Below are 20,916 nucleotides of genomic sequence, written 5' to 3' on the forward strand. Positions count from 1 at the left end.
GGCACTCGTTTTCACTTGCCCACAATGCGAGGTTGCTCTACCGTAAATCCACATGCCCATCCTGAGATTCCTAAGCCCCTTTGCACTCCTTTGCCTTGCCGCCACCCCGGCCCTGTCCCAGCAGTACACCGTAAAGAACATCGTCTTCGACGGCAAGATGCCTTACTCCCAGGCCGCGCTCGAAGCCGCCTCCGGCATCAAGCCCGGCGATACCCTCTCGAAGGATCAGCTCCAGGCAGCCTCACAAAAGCTCATCGACACCGGAGCCTTCGCCGACCTGTCGTCGACCGTCGACGGCCCCGCCAAGTCGATCACCGTCATCTTCAAGGTCAAGCCTCAAGACCCCGCGCGAATCCTCACCGCCAGCTTCGACAACTTCGTCTGGTATCAACCCGCAGAGCTTGCTACCGAGATTCAGAAGACCGTCCCCCTCTTCGATGGCACTGTCCCCGAAGCCGGCAACGAGCAGGACGCCATCGTTGGCGCTCTCAAGCAATTGCTGTCTTCGAAAGGAGTCACCGGCGGTTCCATCTCCGTAGAGTCCGTAGCCCCTTCGTCGAGCCAACCCCTTCGCGTCCTCGAGTTCCGGCTCACCAAACCAGCCGTCCGCATTCACTCCCTGAAAGTCGATGGCATGCGCCCCAACTTCGCGTCTGCTAAGGACAAGCTTGTGCAGGTACTCACCGGCAAGGCCTACAACGAGGGCCTGCTCCCCAAGAGCCTGCAGAGCGTTCTCCTCAACGTGTATAAGAACGCAGGATTCCAGGCCGCCAAGGTGACCTCCCTCACCCGTACCATCGCCTCTTCGAGCGACACAACCACCGACGTAGACGTCTCCGTCAACATCGAGGAAGGCGACGTCTACCGTCTCTCAAAACTCGACTGGGCCGGCTCGCCCATGATGAGCACCGAAGCCTTCAACGCCGAAGCCGACCTCCATCCCGGCGACGTCGCCTCGCAGAAGACACTCCTCCAGTCGCTCGGTAAGCTCGAAGCTGCTTACCGCCGCAAGGGCTACATGGACGTCGTCGTGACCTCCACCCCGCAGCTCGACACCACGGCCCATACCGTCACCTTCGCAGTTGCCGTTATTCCGGGCGAAGTCTACAAGCTGAGCGCAGTCTCGACAGTCAACTTGAATCCCACCCAGAAGGCAGACTTCGACAAAGCCTGGACCTTGAAACCCGGCGACATCTACAACGAGAGCTATGTAACCGACTTCCTCAAGAACAACTCGGCGGTTCGCAGTCTCGAAGGACTCTCCGCAGCCTTCAAGACCGTCGCCGACCCCGACGCCCACACCGTCGAACTGATCCTCACCTTCGCAGGAGCAGGAACCACGCCCCACTAACTGATAGGACACCTTAGCTCGCGACAAAAATACGGCTCGCCTCATCCGTGGCCATCTTGAACCGTACGGCGGTTACCAGATTTTCATAGTCCGCATAACACGCTTCGACAGCCTTCTGATGCCCGCCAATGGCACCATCGGCGGGAGTGAGAGAGAACATCGGCTTGTGCGCCTCCATCGCCATTGGCATCAGAGACCGATAATCTTTCATTGTCGCAAGACGGTAAGGATCGGCGTCCAGCGACGGTGCCGATTCACTCGCCTGCCTCAATAATCTGAGAAATTCTTGCGGGATTCGAGCGCTCCACCGAGCAAAAGCTTTTGCCGGCCTATCAGCTCGCACCGAAAATCGGGAGAGCACATATCCAATTGGCTGCATTGTTCCGCTCGGAACGTTTAAACCGATTCGCTCAGCCTTTTCTCTACGAGATGTCCAATCCAACTGCCACTCTGCAATCTTCGGCCCCATGTTACTGAGACCTTTGAGGGAAAATAAATCAGGTGCCAAAGGAACAACCACATAATCGCTGCAAAGAAGTGCAAGACGATTGATCGCGCCAAGATTAGGCCCAACGTCTAAGATCACGATGTCGTCGTTTGGGCCATTTGCAGCCTGGATGACCTGCCAGAAAATCGTGGTAACCGAAATAGACCGTCTGAATGTCGTTGGGTTCGAATCGTTACCCCTCGCCCATTCGATCGAAAGCGTATCTTCGATCTCCGACAGAGATAGATCACCCGAGATGAGGCGTAAATTCGACCTAATTTGTTGCAACTTGGGCAAGACAACTGGCCCCTGTCCTTCTATGACGGGAAGGATCGCCTTGTATATTGTTCCGTTTTCCTCATCCAACAAGCGCTCAATAGACTCGTCCTTCAAGAACATACTCGTTAGGTTCGCCTGGGGGTCGAGGTCAAGAACTAAAGTCTTGATTCCTTGAATGGAAAGCATATTTGCGAAGTGATAGGCGAGGGTTGTCTTGCCTACGCCACCCTTGTTATTGAAAAAGGCAAGAACCTTCATCTTCTTCTCCTAACGCAAACAAATGCGAAGTCGCCTTCAAATCTCAGTTCGAGAGGTGGGTGCCCATTCTGCTGCAGAGTCTCTTTTGCAATTTGAATACCGAAACCGAAGCGCTCGACAAACCCGAATGCTTTTAGCCCCTCAGCAAGAACCGGATTCCGATAGCTCGTATATCCTGGCTCGCCGAAACGCTCCGGAGGAATGCCGAAAGCCCCGCCAGGACTGATTATCTCTACTCTATTGGAAAACCATGTAACCCGTAGTGGAGCGTTTCCTCCATCGTATCGGCGGTGAAGCACTCCATTTCGCACGAGTTGTCGGAGGGCCTCAATCGGATACTCCTCATCTTGCGCGTGGGTTTCATTCGCGAGTGACAACGAACGTGTGTTGTGCAGAGAAATCAGCGTTTCAATCTCTCGGAGCTGATCGAGGACACTTCCTGAAAACTCTCGCTGATCCAGTATTGGAGTTGTCAGTGATTCTCCCTGCACTCGTATGAATTGGATATACGCTCCAGCTATCCAAAATCGCAAATCAAGGCCCAGAAGCAACATCCCTGCAACGGTTGGTATTCCGTCAGGTGCCGCTAATCGTAATGAGGAAAGCTGATGCTCGATCGATCTCCCGTTCTCTCTTCGGGTAGCTAACGAGACTGCACCCGGCAGGTACTCTTGGGTAAAACGGGTGAGGTCGAGATCGGACACGGTAGAACCAGTAAGTGGCTCTGCATCAAAAGACGGATGCAGCGACCGTCTGCGTTCGATTAATACACGTTCGTCTTGTGGAGTTGCACGAGTTCGGCTTGAGCCCGTTCGTATCCAGCAAACACCGTTCACTCGAACAGGAGGGATATCGCTAGGAGGAACTTCGATGACGACAAACCGACATCCATCCACCTCTGTAGCATTGATGGAAATTGTTGGAATGGGCTGAATTTTCCCGTCTAGCCGTAGTTGAGCTAACCGCTTTATCAGGTCGTCTGTAACTTCGATTCCAGCACAACTTCCATTATCGCGGATGCCAACAAAGACCAGCCCGGTACGTCGTGAAGAGTCGATGTCGTTAGCAAAAGCACAAATAGCTTCCCTGATTCGATCAAGGTCTGATATTGACTCCTTCCTTTCGGTTTGGGAGTCTTCTATGTCGATAAGACGGCGGCTAATCTCTTCGATATCCACTTACAACCCCCAATATATGACTTCTAAGCACCAGCCTACTCCCACTCAATCGTCCCCGGCGGCTTACTCGTAATGTCATAAACCACGCGATTGATCCCCCGCACCTCGCTCACAATCCGGCTCGAGATCGTCCGTAGCACCTCATAAGGCAGCGGAGCCCAATCGGCCGTCATGCCATCCTCGCTCTCCACAGCCCGCACCGCACAGGTGTTCGCATAGGTCCGCTGGTCGCCCATCACGCCGACCGACTTCACCGGCAGCAACACCGCGAAGCTCTGCCAGACCTTGCGATAAAGCCCCGCCTTCTTGATCTCATCGACCACAATCTGGTCGGCCTCCTGCAGCATGGCTACGCGGTCCGCAGTCACCTCACCCAGAATTCTTACGGCCAGGCCAGGTCCCGGAAACGGCTGCCGCTCGATGATCTCGTCCGGCATCCCGAGGTCCCGCCCAATCCGCCGGACTTCATCCTTGAAGAGGTCGCGCAGCGGCTCAATCAGCTTCAGCTTCATGTCCTCAGGCAGGCCGCCAACGTTGTGGTGGCTCTTGATCGTATGCGAAGGCCCATGCACGCTCGAGGACTCGATTACGTCCGGATACAGCGTCCCCTGCACCAGCCATGCAACCTCCTCGCCCGCGCTCTTCTCAGCTTCAAAGATCTTCTTGGCCTCATCGTCAAACACCGCGATGAACTCGTTCCCAATCACCTTCCGCTTCTTCTCAGGATCGGTCACGCCCGCCAGCTTCAATAGAAACCGTTCGCTCGAATCCACAGCAACGACGTTCAAACCAAGCTGCTCGCGCATCGTCGTCTGCACCTTAGCAAACTCGTCCTTGCGCAGCACGCCGTTGTTCACAAAGATGCAGGTCAAACGGTCGCCAATCGCCTTTGCCACCAACACTGCGGCGACCGAAGAGTCCACGCCTCCGCTCAGCCCGCAGATCGCGTGTCCGTTACCGACCTGCGCCCGCACCCGTTCCACCGTGCCCTGAATAAAGTGCTCGGGCGTCCAGTCCGCGGTTGCCCCGCAGATCCCGATCACGAAGTTCTTCAGCAGCTCCATTCCTTCCCGCGTGTGCGCGACCTCAGGATGAAACTGCACCGCATAGATCGAACGCGAAGCGTCCTCAATGCCCGCCACGGCATTCGAAGTCTCCGCCGTCAGCCGAAAACCCTCTGGCAGCGTCTGCGCATGGTCGCCGTGCGACATCCATACATTCAACGTCGCCGGAAGCCCCGTGAAAAGCGGCGTCTCTGCCACTACATTCACCTCAGCGTGCCCATACTCCCGAGCGGCCGCAGACACCACCTTGCCCCCAAGATGATGCGTAATGAACTGCAGCCCATAGCAGATGCCGAGCACGGGCGCACCCATTGCCAGCACTGCGGGGTCAGCCGCGGGTGCGTCCGCATCGTAGACGCTGTAAGGCCCGCCCGAAAGAATGATCCCCTTCGGCGAAAGCGCCTTTATCTTTTCGAGTGAAGCCGTGCAAGGAAGCACCACTGAGAAGACGTTGAACTCCCGTATCCGCCGTGCGATTAACTGCGTGTATTGCGAACCAAAATCAAGAATGACGATCGTTGAGGTATCCACCCCTCAAGTGTAAATCCCGCGATCGCCCATCGGTACTTGAAGAAACTTTGCCCCATGCATCGCGGCAATACGCGATGCGTGGGTCTCGCTACCAACGTCAGTGGCAGGATCTACCGAGGATCCCGCTGCTTCGTGTTATTCACCGCAGCCATCAACCCCGCCCCGACCAGAATAATCACCATCGCGATAATCCAGTGCGAAGCCACATGTGTCAGCACAGCTACATAGACCAGCCCGCCAATCAAAACCAAAAGCCCTACGCCGTAAAGTGCAAAAGACATTGCATTCCCCCGTGCCCGTTCAAAGTACGAACTATCCACGGTAGGATGCAGATTTCACTTATCTCGCAAAGAAATTTCTTCCTCATGCCCGCGCCACAGGTTCAGGTAGGCCACCAGCCGCGCCACGTGAAAGAAATCCGACCCGACCAGATACAGCACCGTCACACCCGCCCACCAGCAGGCAAGAAATCCGGGGGTCGTCACCGTCTGAAACGGCAGCGGAGTGGCCGAAAACACCATCCCCAACACGATCAAACCGATCTTCACGATCCCCATCACCAGGTTGATCTCCACCAGCTTCGACTTCAGCGACCCCAGCCGCAGCGCCGCCTTCAGGCTGCCCGCAACCCCCAAGCCCTGAAGCATCGCCAGCAGCGGAGCGATCGAAAAGAACCAGCTCACCCCACCCCAAAGCACGAACAACCCCAGCGTCGTCACAATCGAGATCGCGCAGTACAGCAGCAGGTTCGGCTCCTGTCCCGCAGCCATCGGTCCGATGACCGCGACACGCGCCGCCAGCTGGATTCCGCTGAACCACACCCAGAAGCTTCCTGCCAACGCAGCCAGCCGGATCACCTGTAGCAGCATCAGGGTGAGCACCCTGGGCTTCAAAGCCGAATCCGCCCGCCGCAGAACCACCGTCCTGCCAATCGACGACACCACAATCCACACCGCAACCAGCAAAGGAGCCAGCCACACCGCAATCCGCAAGAAGTCCGGGAGCACCAGCCCAGCAGCACCTTCGAATTTCGCGACCACGCCCATTGGGTCCGCCGTCAGCGACCCCACTGGATCGTTTACCAACGCCCGGTTCAGCCCCAGCACCGAAAGCTCGTACGTCCCCGCCGTATGCTCCGCCAGTACCCGCCGCCCCAGCGCCCAAAGCACCAGTAGCGCAGGCACGCCATACACCCATCGCCACAACACCTCCAGCCCCGTCAGCGAAGGCCGCGACCAGCATGACGAGAGAGTATGCACAAACGACTGCGTCCCTCGCACCGGCGCATCCGCTTTGTAATACGGAACCGTTTTATTTGTAACCGCCATCGTTACTTAACCACGAGGTTGACGAGCTTGCCCGGCACCACGATGATCTTCGCCACGGTCTTGCCTTCGAGGCGACCCAGATTACGTGCTGCCCGAAGAGCAGTCTCCTTCATAGCTTCTTCTTTAATCCCGGCGGATAATTTCAAGATGCAGAGGAGCTTTCCGTTGATCTGCAAAGGCACCTCAATCTCGCTCTCCCGTGCCAGCCCCTCATCGACCAATGGCCAGCTCTGACGGAAGATCGGAGGAGCCTGTCCCATCTCCTCCCAAAGCTCCGCAGCGAGAAATGGCGCGAATGGCGCAAGCATCTGGGTAAGCGCACGGAACACCGCCGCAATCGCCGACGTAGAGATCTCGCCCGCATCCATCGCAGCTTCATTGGCCGAGATCTCATTCACCAGAATCATGATCGATGAGATGCTCGTATTGAAGTGCCAGCGTCCATCGAAGTCCTGCGTGACCTTCGCAATCGTCTGATGCAGCTTACGCAGCAACGTCTTATCCGCCTCCGTCAACTCGCCATCGCCACGCGGTGCAACATCCTTGTACTTCATCGACAGCCGATAGACCTTTGCAAGGAACCGGCTGATCCCCGCAACTCCATCCTCCTGCCACTCCAGGTCACGATCCGGCGGAGCCGCAAACAGCGCGTACATCCTCGTGGCATCCGCACCATAGCGCTCGATCATCAAGTCCGGCGAGACCACGTTGCCCTTGGACTTCGACATCTTCGCGCCGTCCTTCACCACCATGCCCTGCGTGAACAAACGCGCAGCCGGCTCATCGTTCACAATCAGCCCGATGTCCCGCATCACCTTGGTCCAGAAGCGCGAATAGATCAGATGCAGAATCGCGTGCTCCACTCCGCCGATGTACTGATCGATCGGAAACCAGTAGTTCGCCTTCTCGCTCGCAAACGGCGCGGTCGAGTTCTTCGCATCCGTATACCGGTAGAAGTACCAGCTCGAATCGACGAATGTGTCCATCGTGTCGGTCTCGCGCGTCGCCGGGCCGCCGCACACCGGGCACGTCGTATTCACGAACTCCGGCACACGTCCCAGCGGCGACCCGCCCTGCTGCGTGATCTCAATCTGCGGCGGCAGAATCACCGGCAAGTCGCTCTCGCGCAACGCCACCAGCCCGCCAGCCTCAACGCCATCGTGACCGTTCGTGCAATACACCATCGGAATAGGCGTACCCCAATACCGCTGCCGGCTAACGCCCCAGTCCTTCAACCGATATGTAACCGTGGCGGTTCCAAATCCATTCGCCTTTGCAAAAGCCGCCATCTTTCCCTGCGCTTCGAGGCAGCTCTCGCCTGTCCAATCACCGGAGTCGATCAGCACCGCATCGTCTTCAGCCGTATAGGGCAGCGCAAGATCTGCCGTATCCACGTTCGGCGCGATCACGCGCTTCACCGGCAAACCATACTTCGTCGCGAACTCGAAGTCCCGCTCATCATGCGCGGGAACGCTCATGATCGCACCGGTACCGTAGTCAGCCAGTATGTAATTTGCAACCCAGATCGGCACAAGTTCGCCGTTGAACGGATTCACCGCAAACCGCCCCGTCGGCACGCCATGCTTTTCAATCGCGCCCAGATCGCCAGACTCGCGAGCCTTCTTCTGCTGCTCGATCATCTCGTCGATCTGCTCTGCAAGCACGGCATCATCCGCCAAGAAAGCCTTCGCAACAGCATGCTCCGGAGCAACCTGCACCGATGTAGCACCGAAGATCGTATCCACACGCGTTGTAAACACGGTGATCTTCGTATCAGCACTGCAGTCCACCGCGAAGTCGACAAGCGTTCCTTCGCTGCGCCCGATCCAGTTCCGCTGCATCGTCCTGACCTTCTCCGGCCATCCATCCAGCGTGTCCAACCCCTCGAGCAGCTCATCGGCATACTTCGTAATGCGCAAAAACCACTGCGTCAGATCGCGCAACTCCACGGTCTGGTCTTCATGCCGCCAGCACTTGCCGTTGATCACCTGCTCATTCGCCAGCACCGTCGCGCACTGCGGACACCAGTTCACCTTGCTCTTCTTCCGGTATGCGAGTCCCGCCTCGTACATCTTCAGGAAGATCCACTGGTTCCACCGGTAGTAGTCCGGCAGACAAGTCGTGACTTCGGTCGACCAGTCGTAGCTCAGCCCCATACGCTGCATCTGCTTGCGCATCGCGGAGATATTATTCAGCGTCCACTCGCGCGGAGGCGTGTTGTTCTTCAGCGCCGCATTCTCCGCCGGGAGACCGAACGCGTCCCAACCCATGGGATGAAGCACGTTATAGCCGCGCATCCACATGAACCGCGCCAGCGCATCGCCGATCGCGTAGTTCCGCACATGCCCCATGTGCAGCGCGCCGCTCGGATACGGCAACATCTCCAGCACGTAATACTTCGGCTTGCCGGAGTCATGCCCCTCAGCCGAATACAACGTCGCGTTCGCGTCCCACTTCGCCTGCCACTTGGGCTCTATCTCCGCCGGCGAATATCGCTGCTGCGGCTCACTCTCGCTCTGCTTCATCTCTTGCATCTCTTCATTGTAAAGAAGCGGTCAAGCGCCTGCCCGAACAGCAACTACGGCCACCGAATCTCATCGAAGATCCGCCTTAGTTGAGCGCCCCTCTCAGGGCGAACCATCTCCACAAAGCCGATCCTACCCAGCAGATGCTCCCGGAACGATCCGCGAACATCTCGCGCCTGACTCTCCGGCCCAAACCGGACGCAGTTATGCAGAATCGCCTTCAACTCGTCGACATGCCGCCGATCCACATTGACCTTCTCGTTGACCACCAACCCAGCAAGATGCTGACGCACACCCTGCCGCATAATTCGGGTCTTGTGATGGTTGACTGCGAATCCCTCCTCCAGCGCGATCGCCGCCATACGCAGCGCGAATCGCTCGGCGCCCCTAGCGAACTCACCTCCGCCGGAGAACGCGAGATCATCTGCGTACCGCGTGTATTTTGCTTCCGCAGCCTCCGCCAAACCAGCCAGACGGCAGTCCATGCGGTAGGCGCAAAGATTCGCCAGCGACGGCGAAGTGGGTGCTCCCTGCGGCAGATGTCTCCGCCGGTAGGTCGTTTTCAAGTCCTGAAACTCCGCAGCAGGAAGAGCAAGCCGCATCTCGCGCAACGCATAGCGCGGAACACTGGCCGTGCAGATGCCTCCCAGCAGATCCGCAACCGGCTCCGGATATCCCATCGTCCGAAACAGCGCTTGCACCCTCGCGGCGCGAATGGACGGAAAGAACTCCTTCAGGTCGATCCGCAGCACGATCTGCTGTCCGATATGCGGCTCTGCAAAGCTCCGGATCGACCTTCCGCGCACAAACCCATGCGCCGCCGGATGCGCCGGAACGCGATCCAGCAGCCGAGCCAGCACCTGCCGTTGAAGCTCCTTCAATCGCGGCTTCGGAGCCTCGATCAGCCGGTAAGAACCGGATGCCTTGAGCCGAAACTGGTAGTCATAGTGCTGCAACTTCAAGGCTTCGCCCCGCCCAATCTCAAACTGCCCGAGATCAGCAAACCATTCCAGATCCCCTACGCTGACACCGAGCCATTCAGCGAGTCCACCCACATCGCGGATCGTCGGAATCTCCCAGCTCTTCGCCGCCTCGACCGGCTGCATCTCGGCTTTCGGAGTAAAGCCGCTTACCGCCGCCATCCCGACAGGATCGCGATCATACGCCCGGCAAAATCTTCGGTCAGCCAAAAAGAACTCGACCACTTCCCTGCTTCGAGGCCGCGTCTTCCCCCCGAACACCGTCACATATCGCGCAGCGAACGGAGCTATCCACCTCCGGCGCTTACCCAGCGCCTCCGTCAACCGTTGAGCGATCACGTCAGCGCTGCACTCGCCTGAAAGCACAAACCGAGCCAGCGCCTTGACGACCTGCGGATTGGGCTTCGCCATTCGCCTCGCTTACAAGTTTGCACGCTGCCCGGAAGTAAGAGCAGCGGAGTGCTCCAACCAGTCCAACTCTGCGGCACCATGTCTGCGCGTGAGCGCAGCGCCGGTTCCGCGACGATCTGCCAGTTCCTTCATCTTCCCTGGGGTATCCCCAGAGAGGTCGCAACATGCCCGAGGGCACACCTTAACCAGGCTTGGAGCACTCCGCAGCCACAGGTTAGGATAGCAGCGTCAGGTTTCGCAGCGGCGGTAGCCAACAGTTTCAACAAATAAGGCCAGAATCGCGTTCCATCACGGAACTCTCGAATCACTGAAGCCGGCACACGAATCGCGACATCCAATTGCGTCAAAGGGGGTAAGTCATGGCAATTGCTCTCGCAGCATCCGCAATCCTTGTCCTCGCAATCGCTGTCTTCTTCTACCTCAAACGCAAGCGCGCCAACGAGGAGACCGCCCGTTTCAGCATTTCAGCAGATCAACTCCGATCTCTGCTCGCAGCCCCGGAGCCGGTCTTCCTGCTGGACGTCCGCCACCCGCTCGACCTGCTCGCCGACCCGCACATCATCCCCGGCAGCGTCCGGATCCCTCCGAAGGAAGTCCTCGCTAACCCGGCTCTCGTCCCCTTCGATCGTGACGTGGTCTTTTACTGCACCTGCCCCAGCGACGAGACCGCCCGCGAGACCCTCCACAAAGCCCGAGCCACGAATCACCAGCGCGTCAAGTTCCTTCGCGGTGGCCTCGCCGCGTGGAAGGCCAACGGCTGCCCCGTCGAAACCTACGAGACCGCTTTCCACCTCGATACCCTGTGAGCCGTTCCGCGCTGAAAACCGCATAGCTCAACTTTGCCCATTTTCAGGCGATTCGGATCTCGATGGGCGCGGTATTCCTGGGGCAGCTAATGACTGAAATATAGTTTTTGCGGCAATTTGAGGAGTGCTAAGCGCGGCATACCTCTGCCAGCCAGCCGAGAGCCGTTAGTGTTCCACGTGGAACATTAACGGGTGTGACATGACGGCTGTAATTCTTTCGTAAAACTATCGCAATTTCACATGAAGGCGGCGGGCTAACCTGCAGCCAGCGTCCTTAGCACGCCAACGTTTCTCGCCTCATCCCCGGGAGCATCTACCGGCGTCTCCGCGATAAACGCCGCGTGATTGAACCGCGAATCGTGCAGCAACCGCCTGAAAGCCTCCGCTCCCATCGTTCCTTCGCCGATATGTTCATGGCGGTCCAGCTTCGACCCCATCGCCGCCTTCGCGTCGTTGCAGTGCCAGACCTTCACCGCATCGAAACCGATGGTCGCCTCGACCATTCCCATCGTCTCAGCGTAGCCCGCCTCGCTCACAAGATCGTATCCGGCAACATGCGTGTGGCAGGTATCGAGACACACGCCCACCGGAGCGCAAGCCTTCAGCAGCTCAACCAGCTCTGCCACCTGCTCGAGCTTCCCGCCCAGCGAGAACTCTGCCCCGGCCGTGTTCTCGATCAACACTTTGAAGTCCTTCCCCCGCCACGGCACCCCATCCAGTGCCCGCTCAATCGACTCCGCCGCCAAACGCAGCCCCTCGTCCCGCGTTAACCCCTTCCAGCTTCCCGGATGCAGCACCAGGTACTCCGCTCCCAGCGCCAGTGCCCGCTCCACCTCGCCGCGAAACGCTCCAATGGAGTTCTCCCGAACCGTCTCGGTCTGGCTGCACATATTGATCAGGTAGCTCGCGTGGACCGCAACCGGCCCAATGTCGTGTTCCTTCCGCAGCGCCGCCATCTTCGCGGCATCCTCCGCCTTCACCGGAGCAGCTTTCCACATCCGCGGGCTTGCGGTAAATATCTGGAACGTATTCGCCCCCGCCTCAATCGCCCGATTCACCGCCGTCCAGGTTCCGCCCGCCGTCCCCAGATGAACACCTATCCGCTTCTTCGTTCCAGTCGCCATATCCAGAGCCTACCGCAATCGACGCCATCGCCAAAGCGTTGCAAACGTGTATCCTCGCGTCATGCCCGAACCGCAATCCTTCAAGAACCACGGCCGCCTCGACCCGCCCCAACACTTCATCGCGGTTCCGATTCTGTTCATCAACTTCATCGCCTGCATTGTCATCACGGTAAGGATCGCGATCAGCCACGAACCCCAGATGCTCGGCCTGCATATCTGGCTCGTCATCGTCTCGTTCGCGCTCCTCGTGGCTGCGGTCAACATGCGCATCAAAGATCTCCGCGTCCAGGACCGTGTCATCCGCCTCGAAGAGCGTCTACGTTACGCCGCCCTTCTCCAACCAGCAGACCTTGCCGCATCGTCGAAGCTAACCTTCCGCCAGATCATCGCTCTCCGCTTCGCCTCCGACGCTGAACTGCCCGCCCTCATCGCCCGAGCGATCGCAGAAAACCTGACTTCGAAGCAGATCAAGGAAAGCATCACCACCTGGCGCGCAGACGACCTTCGCGTCTAGCCCGATCCAGAAAGAGTAGGCCTGACAAAAAGACGGCGCGAAGCTCTCGCCTCGCGCCGTCCGTACCTACTTCAAACTCCAGACCTAGTAAACGTCCCGCTGGTACCGCTTCTGCTTCTTCATAACTTCCAGGTACTCCGCCGCGTGATCCAGCGTTCCATGCGAGCCCTTCGCGATCACGTCCAGCAGTGCCGTCTCCACGTCCTTGGCCATGCGAGTGGCATCTCCGCAGACGTAGAAGTACGCACCTTCCTCCAGCCACTTGTAAAGGCCGGCGCACTGCTCCTGCATCTTGTCCTGCACGTAGACCTTTTTTTGCTGGTCGCGCGAGAACGCCAGATCGAGATGCGTCAGAATGCCGTCCTTGTGCATACCTTCTAACTGGTCTTCGTAGAGGTAGTCCAGCTTCTTCCGCTGGTCGCCGAAGAAGAGCCAGTTCTTACCCTTATCGCCGTTTGCCTGCCGCTCTTCCAGGAACGCCCGGAAGGGCGCAAGGCCGGTTCCGGGGCCGATCATGATGATCGGAGCGTTCGTGTCCTCCGGCAGCCGGAAGTTCGCATTCGCATGAAGAAAGATCGGCATTGTCGATCCTACCGGCGCGCGCTCGCCCATGTGTCCGCTGCACAGACCCTGCCGCTCGCGCCCGTGCGCGTCATAGCGGATCACGCGGACCGTCGTCTCCACAGTGTTCGGGTGCATCTTCTGGCTCGACGAGATGGAGTACATCCGCGGCGTCAACCGCTGCAGCACGGTGAACAGCTTCTGCGGCTCCTTCACCACGCCTGGGAACTCTTCGAGCAGGTCGATGAACTCGCGACCCCAGCAGTGCTCCTCGGCCATCGCTTTGCCATCGGCCCCGCACATCGAAGCCAGCCTCGGAATCGGTGTCGAAGGATCGACCAGCTTGGCGTACTGGTTGATCGTGCTCCGCGTTAACTTACCGATCGCAAGCCGCGTCCGAACCGCCTCTTCCAGGCTGATCTCAACCTTGTAGTGGTCGAGCACGCGCTCTTCGCCCGTAAAACCCAGAGCGTTCAGCACCAGGTCCACTTCGCTCTTGCGGTTCTCCGGCAGGATGCCCACAGCATCGCCGGGGGTGTAGTGCATCCCCTCCTCAAGCGACATCGCAAAGTGACGCGTCTCCTTCTCGGAGCCCTCGGCCGTCAGCCGGTAGTTCTCGGTTACTGCCGAGATGTAGGGGTTGTTGCGGGTGTACTTCTGCGCGTGACCCGCCGGGGTCGATTCCAAGGTTGCAGTCGCTTCGCTCATCTCTCCATCATAAAACACCAATTCGGACATACGCCGTCCGAGTGACATCGAGTGATATCCTGACCCAACCGAAACTCGAAGAGGCCCTTCCCGTAAATGTCCGATATCAATCCGCTGAATCCTGAAGTAGTCAACGAAGAAGCCGTAGCATCCTCCCTGCCACAAGAATCCGAAGCCAGCGTCACCGTAGGCGGTGAAGCTCCGCCGGAGACGGACATCTCCTTCGAAGACGAACTCGCCGCTTACGAGCGCGAGAACGTTCGCCGGCCTGTCTCCGATGACGGCGCACGCTCCAACCAGATCAACGGCGTAGTCGTTAGCATCACGGCGGACGCCGTCCTCGTCGACATCGGCTACAAGACCGAAGGCACTCTGCCGCTTACCATCTTCGGCGAAAAGCCGCCTGCAATTGGTGACAAACTCCTCGTCACGAGCAAGGGCCGCAACGACGAGGGCTACTACGACCTCTCGCTGCAGCGCGTCGCGCAGCCCAAAGACATCTCCTCGCTCGAAGAAGCCTTTGCCGCGGGAACGACCATCCCCGGCACCGTCACCGCCGCCGTCAAGGGCGGCCTCTCGGTCGACATCGGCGTCCGTGCCTTCATGCCCGGCTCACGCAGCGGAGCGCGCGACGCCGCCGACCTCGAGAAGCTCGTCGGGACAGAGATCCTCTGCCGCATCATCAAGCTCGAGAAGGAAGAAGATGAAAAGGTAGACATCGTCGTCGACCGTCGCGTCGTCCTCGAAGAAGAGGCAGCTGGCCTCAAGACCCGCCGTTACTCCGAGCTCGCCGAAGGCAACATCGTCACCGGCACCGTCCGCAGCCTGATGGACTTCGGCGCATTCGTTGAGATCGGCGGAGTCGACGGCCTTCTTCATATCTCCGACATCTCGTGGAAGCGCATTGCCAACCCAGCCGACGTCCTTACCGCCGGCCAGCAGATCGAAGTCAAGATCCTCAAGATCGATCCCGCGACCAAGCGCATCGGCCTCGGCCTCAAGCAGCTCCAGCCTCACCCCTGGGACGCGGTCCCTTCCACCTACACCGTGGGCGAGCGCGTCACTGGCTCCGTCACCCGCCTAACCGACTTCGGCGCCTTCGTCGAACTCTCCCCCGGCATCGAGGGGATGATCCACGTCTCCGAGATGTCCTGGGCCAAGAAGGTCCGCAAGCCCGAAGACATGCTCAAGGTCGGCGACACTGTCGATGCGGTCATCTTGGCGATCGACACCGCAGCCCAACGTATCGGTCTCGGCCTCAAGCAGACCCTCGGCGACCCCTGGGCCGACGCCCCATCGCGCTTCCCCGCCGGCTCTACCGTCACTGGCCCCGTCTCGTCACTCACCAAGTTCGGCGCCTTCATCACCCTCGCCGACGGCATCGAGGGCATGGTCCACGTCAGCGAGATCCTCGCCGATAAGCGCGTGGAACGTCCGCAGGACGTCCTCCGCACCGGGCAGGTCGTGCAGGCCAAGGTCCTCGAAATCGACGGGGCCAAACGCCAGATCAAGCTGAGCATGAAGCAGCTTATCCCCACTGGCCTCGACGAGTACATCGCCGAGCACAAACCAGGCGACACGGTCACCGCCCGCATCGTGAAGCTCGACGGCACCAGTGCGCGGATCGAACTCGGCGAAGGCATCTACGCTACATGCACGATCAAGGCGGCCGAGCCGGCAGTCGAGGAACCGAAGGCGACCGGCGCGGTCGATCTCTCCGCCTTCAGTACCATGCTCAAGGACAAGTGGAAGGGCGGATCTTCAACCGCCAAGCCGAAGTCCGAAGCTCCGCAACAAGGCCAGATCCGCAACTTCCGTATCACTGCCATCGATCCCGATACCAAAACCATCACCGTTGACCTGGTCAAATAGCAGGCGTACTGATCGAATAGAAGGTGCGTATGGCTGATCCCGTAGCATTTGGACGCTTCGACCTGAACGAGATCGCGCGGTCGTTTCCAGAGACCTCTGAGACGCTGCTTCTCGACACCTACCTCACCAACGAAGACGCGGCCAGTAGCCGCGTCTTCCGCGTTTACCGGGGTACGCCGCCTCATTATCACGAGAATTCGGACGAATACCTCTACGTACTCTCGGGTCGCGGAACCTTCTGGATGCAGGACCCAGCAAACGAGTCGGAGTTCGCTCCCGGCGATCTCCTCTTCTTCAAACGCCGCATCGTTCATTCCTTGCCAAAGATTCTTGAAAGCCCGGTCGTCTTTCTCTCGGTGGATACACCGAGGCGCGACCCCAAGGACATCGTCTTTGTGAACCCGAAAGATGGGACACCGGATTCCTTTATTCAAGCTAAGTAGTTTGACGTTGATACGACTTTCTCTGCGGAGCCATGCCTTGACATGGATACATGGAACGCAACCCGCTCAAAGGTTTTACGGGTAAAGCCTGACCTTCCCCCAGCCATCCCCATCCCGCGTAAACAAAATCCGGTCGTGCAGCCGGTCCGCCCCATCCTGCCAGAACTCAATCCGCTCCGGAACCACCAGAAATCCTCGCCAATACTCCGGTCGCGGAATCACGCCTGGATACTTCGCCGCCAGTTCCGCGGCCTTTTCTTCTAACGCAGAGCGGCTCGCCAACGGACGGCTCTGCTGCGAGGCGATCGCCCCGATCTGGCTCCGCCGCGAACGGCTATGAAAGTAATCGTCCGAGTCAGCCGCCGAAACCGGCTCAACTGGCCCCTCCACCCGAACCTGCCGCCGCATGCTCTTCCAGTGGAAGCAGAGCGCCGCATGGGGATTCGCAATCAGCTCCTGCCCCTTCTGACTCTGCTCATTTGTATAGAAGGTGAAGCCCTTCGCATCCACCTTCTTCAACAACACCATGCGCACCGAAGGCCGAGCATCCGCCGTCGCCGTGGCCAGCGACATCGCGTTCGGATCGTTCACCTCGCTCGCCTTCGCCAGCTCAAACCATGTCTCGAACAAGGCGATCGGATCGACCGCGTCTACCGCATCAAACTCTGCCATAAGCACCTGCCATCCTTCAGCCTACAGAACTGCGTCCTCTGCTGGAGGCTCAAGTTCGCCCAGCATTGCCGCATGAAAAACGGCCACGGAATCTTCCGTGGCCGCCACAATCTCTAAGCCTGCCTGCCTGACTGACTGACTGGTTAGAAGCCCATGATGTTGTAGCCGCAGTCGACGTACATTACTTCGCCGGTGATGCCCGAAGCCAGCGGCGATGCGAGGAAGAGCGCAGCTCCACCCACTTCGCTCTGCTCGACGTTGCGATGCAGCGGCGAGCGCTCGGCGTGCGAATCGAGCATCTTCTGCAGATCGCCGATGCCGCGCGCGGCCAGCGTCTTGATCGGCCCAGCGGAGATCGCATTGACGCGAATGCCCTTCGTCCCCAGCGAGCTTGCCAGGTAACGCACCGTCGCTTCCAACGCGGCCTTAGCTACGCCCATCACGTTGTACTTCGGCACGACCTTCTCCGCGCCATAGTAGGTCAGCGTGAGGATCGATCCGCCTTCGGTCATCAGCGGAACCGCCGCGCGGCTTACCGCAACCAGCGTGTAGACGCTCACATCGTGGGCGATGCGGAAGGCCTCGCGCGAGGTCTCGATGAAGTCGTTGTGGATCGCTTCTGCCGGCGCGAACGCGACCGCGTGGACGAGATGGTGGATCGTCCCATAGGTCTCCTTGATTGCGACAAAAGTCGCATCGATCTGCTCGTCCGACGAGAGATCGCACATAAACGTCTTCGCCGGGCCGCCTGCGCCCTCAAGGCCAGCGGCCAGCTCTTCGGCGTCGCGTCGCAGCCGCTCATTCTGGTAACAGATCGCCAGCGTTGCGCCGGCCTCCGACAACTTCTGCGCGATCGCGTAGGCGATACTGCGCTTGTTGGCCAGGCCAAACACCACGGCCACCTTGCCTGTCATATCAATCATCGAACTTCCCTTCCTTCATCGTGTGAAACGCAACCGTAAGCATAGCAGTTGCACATCATCTCGACCTTGTCTTTACCCGACCAGCCAGTCGTACTGATCGTCGGTAATCGGCACCACCGACAACCGGAACTGCCGGAACATGATCGAATCCGTGAACACGGAGGCCGCGCGAATCTCCGCCAACTCCTTCGGCACCTTGAACTTCTTCACCGGCTTGATGATGACCCTGGGATTCTTCGGGTCGCTGGCATCGACGCTCGCCACCTTCGCCGTCCCCACCGCGGCTTTACCGATGTTCGAGTGATAGATGACGAGTTTTTCGCCCTTCTTCATCCCGCGCAGATACAGCAGCGCCTGGTTGTTGGCGATGCCATCCCACACCGTCTCGCCATCACGTTCGAGGTCTTCGTAGGAGTATTTATTCGGTTCCGTCTTCAACAAAAATGGCATCGTTCGTCTTGCTCCTTTGATTTTTCTCTATCCACCAAGATCAATCAGCCGCACTTCATCAATCGGCTGACCCAGAAATCCAGCGCCCAGCCTTTGAAACTTCTCTACAGAATCCGTCGCATAGAACTCGCGCTTCGCCTCGCCTGACACCTGACAGTGAACGTCACCGAACTTTGCAGCGATCACCTCAGCCGTAGCCATTGCCGTAGCCCGCGCCGAGTCGATGATCTCCATCGGATGTCCCAGCCGCTCCGCCGCGTCTCGTATCGCCGATTGAATCAGGGGATAATGCGTACATCCCAGCAGCAGCGTCGCCGAATCCGGTGCCTCCGCAAGCGCCTCTGACAGATAGATCTTCAGCACCTCGTCCATCACGGGATGCGACGTCCAGCCCTCTTCCACCAGCGGCACCAGCAGCGGACACGCCTTCTCGTACGCCCGCAGGCCCTCGGCATTCAGAGCCGCCGTATAGGCCCCGGACTGCACCGTCGCTGACGTCGCCAGCACCAGCACATCGCCCGTTCCTGTCGACAGCGCCGCCTTCGCGCCCGGCTCAATCACTCCGACCACCGGGATCGCCATCGCCTGCTGAATATCGGGAAGCGCCATCGCCGTCGCGGTGTTGCAAGCGATCACCAGCAGGTCGGCGCCTTGGTCGGCAAGGAACTTCGAACTCTCCACAGCGTAACGGCTAATGGTCTTCTGCGACTTCGATCCATACGGCAGTCGCGCTGTGTCTCCAAGGTAGACAGAATCCGCGTCGGGCAACAACTTCACCAGCTCCCGAAGGACAGTAAGCCCTCCGAAACCCGAGTCGAAGACGCCAAGCTTCAGTCTTCGTGGAGGAGAAGATTGTGGCATTTCAAGAGAAGAATCCAGAGAATCGCAGCCTCGTTCCGCGGTTCCTCTATCTTACTTCGGCCCACCCCTAAGGCGCCGGCTGCAGATCAGCAGGGGCGGCCGGAGTGTCTAGTGCTGGATACAGGCGCGAGAGATCGACGTGTCCAGCAATTGTCTCGCGGGTCTTGCCGTCCACGACAAACCGGACCGTTGCAATCTCCGGAAAGTTCGCGTGAAGTGTTCCCAGCATGGACAGCAGGCTGAGCATCTCGGTCTCGACTCCGGAGGGATGCTGATCGATGAAACTGCCTCGCAGATTGACGACCGCCATCTCGCCCGACTCGTCCGTTGCCGTTGTGTCGCCCGCCATAGGCAATCGGACCAGGAAGACATCGTCCACCGCCGCCCCTCCTGCCAGCGGATGGTCCGAGCGCGGCAGGGCATACTCGGCCATCAACCGATCCAGAAGCGCCCGCGCTCTCACCGACGCCTCATCGGGGAGCGCCAACTGCCGCTGTACCGCCGTAATCGTTCCGTCGCGGTCGCTTGCCAAGTCGAAGATTACGGACGTCTCGCTGGCATGCGCCGGCGCTGTCAGCGGCGTCGAGTCGGCCTTGACCAGCCACCGCTTGCGTACCCGCTCGCGCTCGTAGAAGAGAAAGAGCGCCATCAGCACGATGCTCGCCAGGAGACCGTAAAACAACACCCGCTGGTATCGCGGAATCAAAGCCCAGGTCCCTGCACGGAGTCCGGCGGCTGCGCCTGATTTCGCCACGCGTGAAGACTGGCGGCGATCGACTCCGCTATCCGCTGCTGGTAGCCTGCGTCCGTGACCGGAGTCGAGTTCGACCCCGATTCGCGCAGGACTCCGATCTCAATCGACACCGCCGGACAGGTGAGATTGTCGAGTGGTCGCATCATCACTCGCATCATCGTCACCGCGATCCCCTTCCGCGTCAGCCCAGTCCCGATTTGATTCGCGAGCAGTCCACTCTGCAAGACATAGGCCTCCTGTGCGCGATTCCAGGGCACCCCGGCCTTCGCATCTTCGCCGGGATGGCTCGCCGCCCGCATCACCGCCGACCGGAGAGCGGAAGTTCCTACGAGGACACCCTTCGTCCTACCCGACGCATGCAGCACCAGGCATGCAAACGGGTGGGATTCGTTTGCCAACTGCGCCCGCTGGTCAAGAGTTCCGCCATCCCCACTACCGTCCCGTGTCATAACGACACGGAATCCACGTGCCGCAAGCAGCGCACGCAGCCTCTCAGCCACAGCCAGGGTCACATCCTTCTCCAGCGTCTGTTCCCCTATCCGCGCGCCATCGTCAACGCCTCCATGAGCGGGATCGATCACGATCGCGCTACGGTCGAAACTCACTACCTGAGCGCCGGCAGGCTGTGCTGCGGCCATCGCTAACACGCAGATCGCAGCCGCCAACCCCAGCCTTACGCCTCCTACACCCACGCAAACCTCGCTCACAGGCTTTGCTTAGAAGGCCGCCCGCCCTGCGAAGACCCGCAATCTCGTCTCCATCGCGAATTTCCGGCGATTCAACCGAAAACGGCCCCGGGCATCGCTGCCAGGGGCCGTTCTCAGAGACATCGCAAC

At 59.3% G+C, this 20,916-nt stretch carries 20 protein-coding genes; 5 read left to right on the forward strand and 15 right to left on the reverse strand.

All coding sequences use genetic code 11. The features are described 5' to 3' along the window. Window positions 1–52: 52 nt before the first annotated feature. Window positions 53–1,351 carry a POTRA domain-containing protein gene (locus tag OHL18_RS21620; protein WP_263376963.1) on the forward strand — a complete coding sequence of 433 codons (1,299 nt, stop codon included), beginning with the start codon at window positions 53–55 and terminating at the stop codon, window positions 1,349–1,351. 13 nt (window positions 1,352–1,364) lie between these two features. On the opposite strand, the gene OHL18_RS21625 is transcribed toward OHL18_RS21620, so the two are convergent. The 7 genes from OHL18_RS21625 to OHL18_RS21655 all read right to left on the reverse strand — a co-directional run bounded on the left by OHL18_RS21625 (window position 1,365) and on the right by OHL18_RS21655 (window position 10,392). After that, window positions 1,365–2,375 (reverse strand): ParA family protein, encoded by a 1,011-nt coding sequence (locus tag OHL18_RS21625; protein WP_263376964.1) that lies wholly within the window; start codon window positions 2,373–2,375, stop codon window positions 1,365–1,367. After that, a complete protein-coding gene (locus tag OHL18_RS21630) occupies window positions 2,372–3,553 on the reverse strand; it encodes an RNA-binding domain-containing protein (RefSeq protein ID WP_263376965.1) in 1,182 nt (393 codons plus the stop codon). Before OHL18_RS21630 ends, OHL18_RS21625 begins: the two co-directional genes overlap by 4 nt. 35 nt (window positions 3,554–3,588) lie before the next feature. Beyond that, window positions 3,589–5,148: a glutamine-hydrolyzing GMP synthase gene (gene guaA, locus OHL18_RS21635; RefSeq protein WP_263376966.1), complete on the reverse strand. Its 1,560-nt coding sequence runs from the start codon at window positions 5,146–5,148 to the stop codon at window positions 3,589–3,591. A gap of 110 nt (window positions 5,149–5,258) precedes the next feature. Next, window positions 5,259–5,429 carry a hypothetical protein gene (locus OHL18_RS21640; RefSeq protein ID WP_263376967.1) on the reverse strand — a complete coding sequence of 57 codons (171 nt, stop codon included), beginning with the start codon at window positions 5,427–5,429 and terminating at the stop codon, window positions 5,259–5,261. Between the two features lie 54 nt (window positions 5,430–5,483). Next, a complete protein-coding gene (locus tag OHL18_RS21645; protein ID WP_263376968.1) occupies window positions 5,484–6,476 on the reverse strand; it encodes a hypothetical protein in 993 nt (330 codons plus the stop codon). Between the two features lie 2 nt (window positions 6,477–6,478). Continuing rightward, window positions 6,479–9,001, reverse strand: a complete 2,523-nt coding sequence (leuS, locus tag OHL18_RS21650) for a leucine--tRNA ligase (protein ID WP_396275060.1) — start codon at window positions 8,999–9,001, stop codon at window positions 6,479–6,481. Between the two features lie 53 nt (window positions 9,002–9,054). Beyond that, window positions 9,055–10,392: a reverse transcriptase family protein gene (locus OHL18_RS21655; RefSeq protein ID WP_263376970.1), complete on the reverse strand. Its 1,338-nt coding sequence runs from the start codon at window positions 10,390–10,392 to the stop codon at window positions 9,055–9,057. 359 nt (window positions 10,393–10,751) lie between these two features. Between OHL18_RS21655 and OHL18_RS21660 the strand changes: the two genes are divergently transcribed. Further along, the gene (locus OHL18_RS21660; RefSeq protein WP_263376971.1) at window positions 10,752–11,198 is read left to right on the forward strand and encodes a rhodanese-like domain-containing protein; all 447 of its coding nucleotides are present in this window, start codon (window positions 10,752–10,754) and stop codon (window positions 11,196–11,198) included. 254 nt (window positions 11,199–11,452) lie between these two features. Here the strand turns inward: OHL18_RS21660 and OHL18_RS21665 are convergent, their stop codons facing one another. Continuing rightward, window positions 11,453–12,322: a deoxyribonuclease IV gene (locus OHL18_RS21665; protein ID WP_263376972.1), complete on the reverse strand. Its 870-nt coding sequence runs from the start codon at window positions 12,320–12,322 to the stop codon at window positions 11,453–11,455. A 61-nt stretch (window positions 12,323–12,383) separates the two neighbouring features. Between OHL18_RS21665 and OHL18_RS21670 the strand changes: the two genes are divergently transcribed. Then, window positions 12,384–12,836 (forward strand): DUF6526 family protein, encoded by a 453-nt coding sequence (locus OHL18_RS21670; protein WP_263376973.1) that lies wholly within the window; start codon window positions 12,384–12,386, stop codon window positions 12,834–12,836. An 84-nt stretch (window positions 12,837–12,920) separates the two neighbouring features. Here OHL18_RS21670 and OHL18_RS21675 read toward each other — a convergent pair whose 3' ends face one another. Beyond that, the gene (locus tag OHL18_RS21675; RefSeq protein WP_263376974.1) at window positions 12,921–14,105 is read right to left on the reverse strand and encodes a diflavin oxidoreductase; all 1,185 of its coding nucleotides are present in this window, start codon (window positions 14,103–14,105) and stop codon (window positions 12,921–12,923) included. A 96-nt stretch (window positions 14,106–14,201) separates the two neighbouring features. On the opposite strand from OHL18_RS21675, the gene OHL18_RS21680 reads away from it, so the two are divergent. Continuing rightward, window positions 14,202–15,977: a S1 RNA-binding domain-containing protein gene (locus OHL18_RS21680; RefSeq protein WP_263376975.1), complete on the forward strand. Its 1,776-nt coding sequence runs from the start codon at window positions 14,202–14,204 to the stop codon at window positions 15,975–15,977. A 29-nt stretch (window positions 15,978–16,006) separates the two neighbouring features. After that, a complete protein-coding gene (locus OHL18_RS21685; protein ID WP_263376976.1) occupies window positions 16,007–16,420 on the forward strand; it encodes a cupin domain-containing protein in 414 nt (137 codons plus the stop codon). A gap of 75 nt (window positions 16,421–16,495) precedes the next feature. Here the strand turns inward: OHL18_RS21685 and pdxH are convergent, their stop codons facing one another. The 6 genes from pdxH to OHL18_RS21715 all read right to left on the reverse strand — a co-directional run bounded on the left by pdxH (window position 16,496) and on the right by OHL18_RS21715 (window position 20,787). Further along, entirely contained in the window at window positions 16,496–17,092 is a 597-nt protein-coding gene (pdxH, locus tag OHL18_RS21690) for a pyridoxamine 5'-phosphate oxidase (RefSeq protein ID WP_263376977.1), read from the reverse strand. A 143-nt stretch (window positions 17,093–17,235) separates the two neighbouring features. After that, window positions 17,236–18,015, reverse strand: a complete 780-nt coding sequence (locus tag OHL18_RS21695; protein WP_263376978.1) for an enoyl-ACP reductase FabI — start codon at window positions 18,013–18,015, stop codon at window positions 17,236–17,238. A 72-nt stretch (window positions 18,016–18,087) separates the two neighbouring features. Further along, complete coding sequence (locus OHL18_RS21700) at window positions 18,088–18,465, reverse strand: EVE domain-containing protein (RefSeq protein WP_263376979.1); 378 nt, start codon at window positions 18,463–18,465, stop codon at window positions 18,088–18,090. Window positions 18,466–18,492: 27 nt separating this feature from the next. Then, the gene (gene murI, locus OHL18_RS21705; protein ID WP_263376980.1) at window positions 18,493–19,326 is read right to left on the reverse strand and encodes a glutamate racemase; all 834 of its coding nucleotides are present in this window, start codon (window positions 19,324–19,326) and stop codon (window positions 18,493–18,495) included. A 67-nt stretch (window positions 19,327–19,393) separates the two neighbouring features. After that, a complete protein-coding gene (locus OHL18_RS21710; protein ID WP_263376981.1) occupies window positions 19,394–20,032 on the reverse strand; it encodes a GerMN domain-containing protein in 639 nt (212 codons plus the stop codon). Next, window positions 20,029–20,787, reverse strand: coding sequence for an N-acetylmuramoyl-L-alanine amidase family protein (locus OHL18_RS21715; RefSeq protein ID WP_263376982.1), 759 nt, complete (start codon window positions 20,785–20,787; stop codon window positions 20,029–20,031). The genes OHL18_RS21710 and OHL18_RS21715 overlap by 4 nt, the downstream gene beginning before the upstream one ends. Window positions 20,788–20,916 lie beyond the last annotated feature (129 nt).

The organism is Granulicella aggregans (assembly GCF_025685565.1).
GTDB classification, from domain to species: domain Bacteria; phylum Acidobacteriota; class Terriglobia; order Terriglobales; family Acidobacteriaceae; genus Edaphobacter; species Edaphobacter aggregans_B.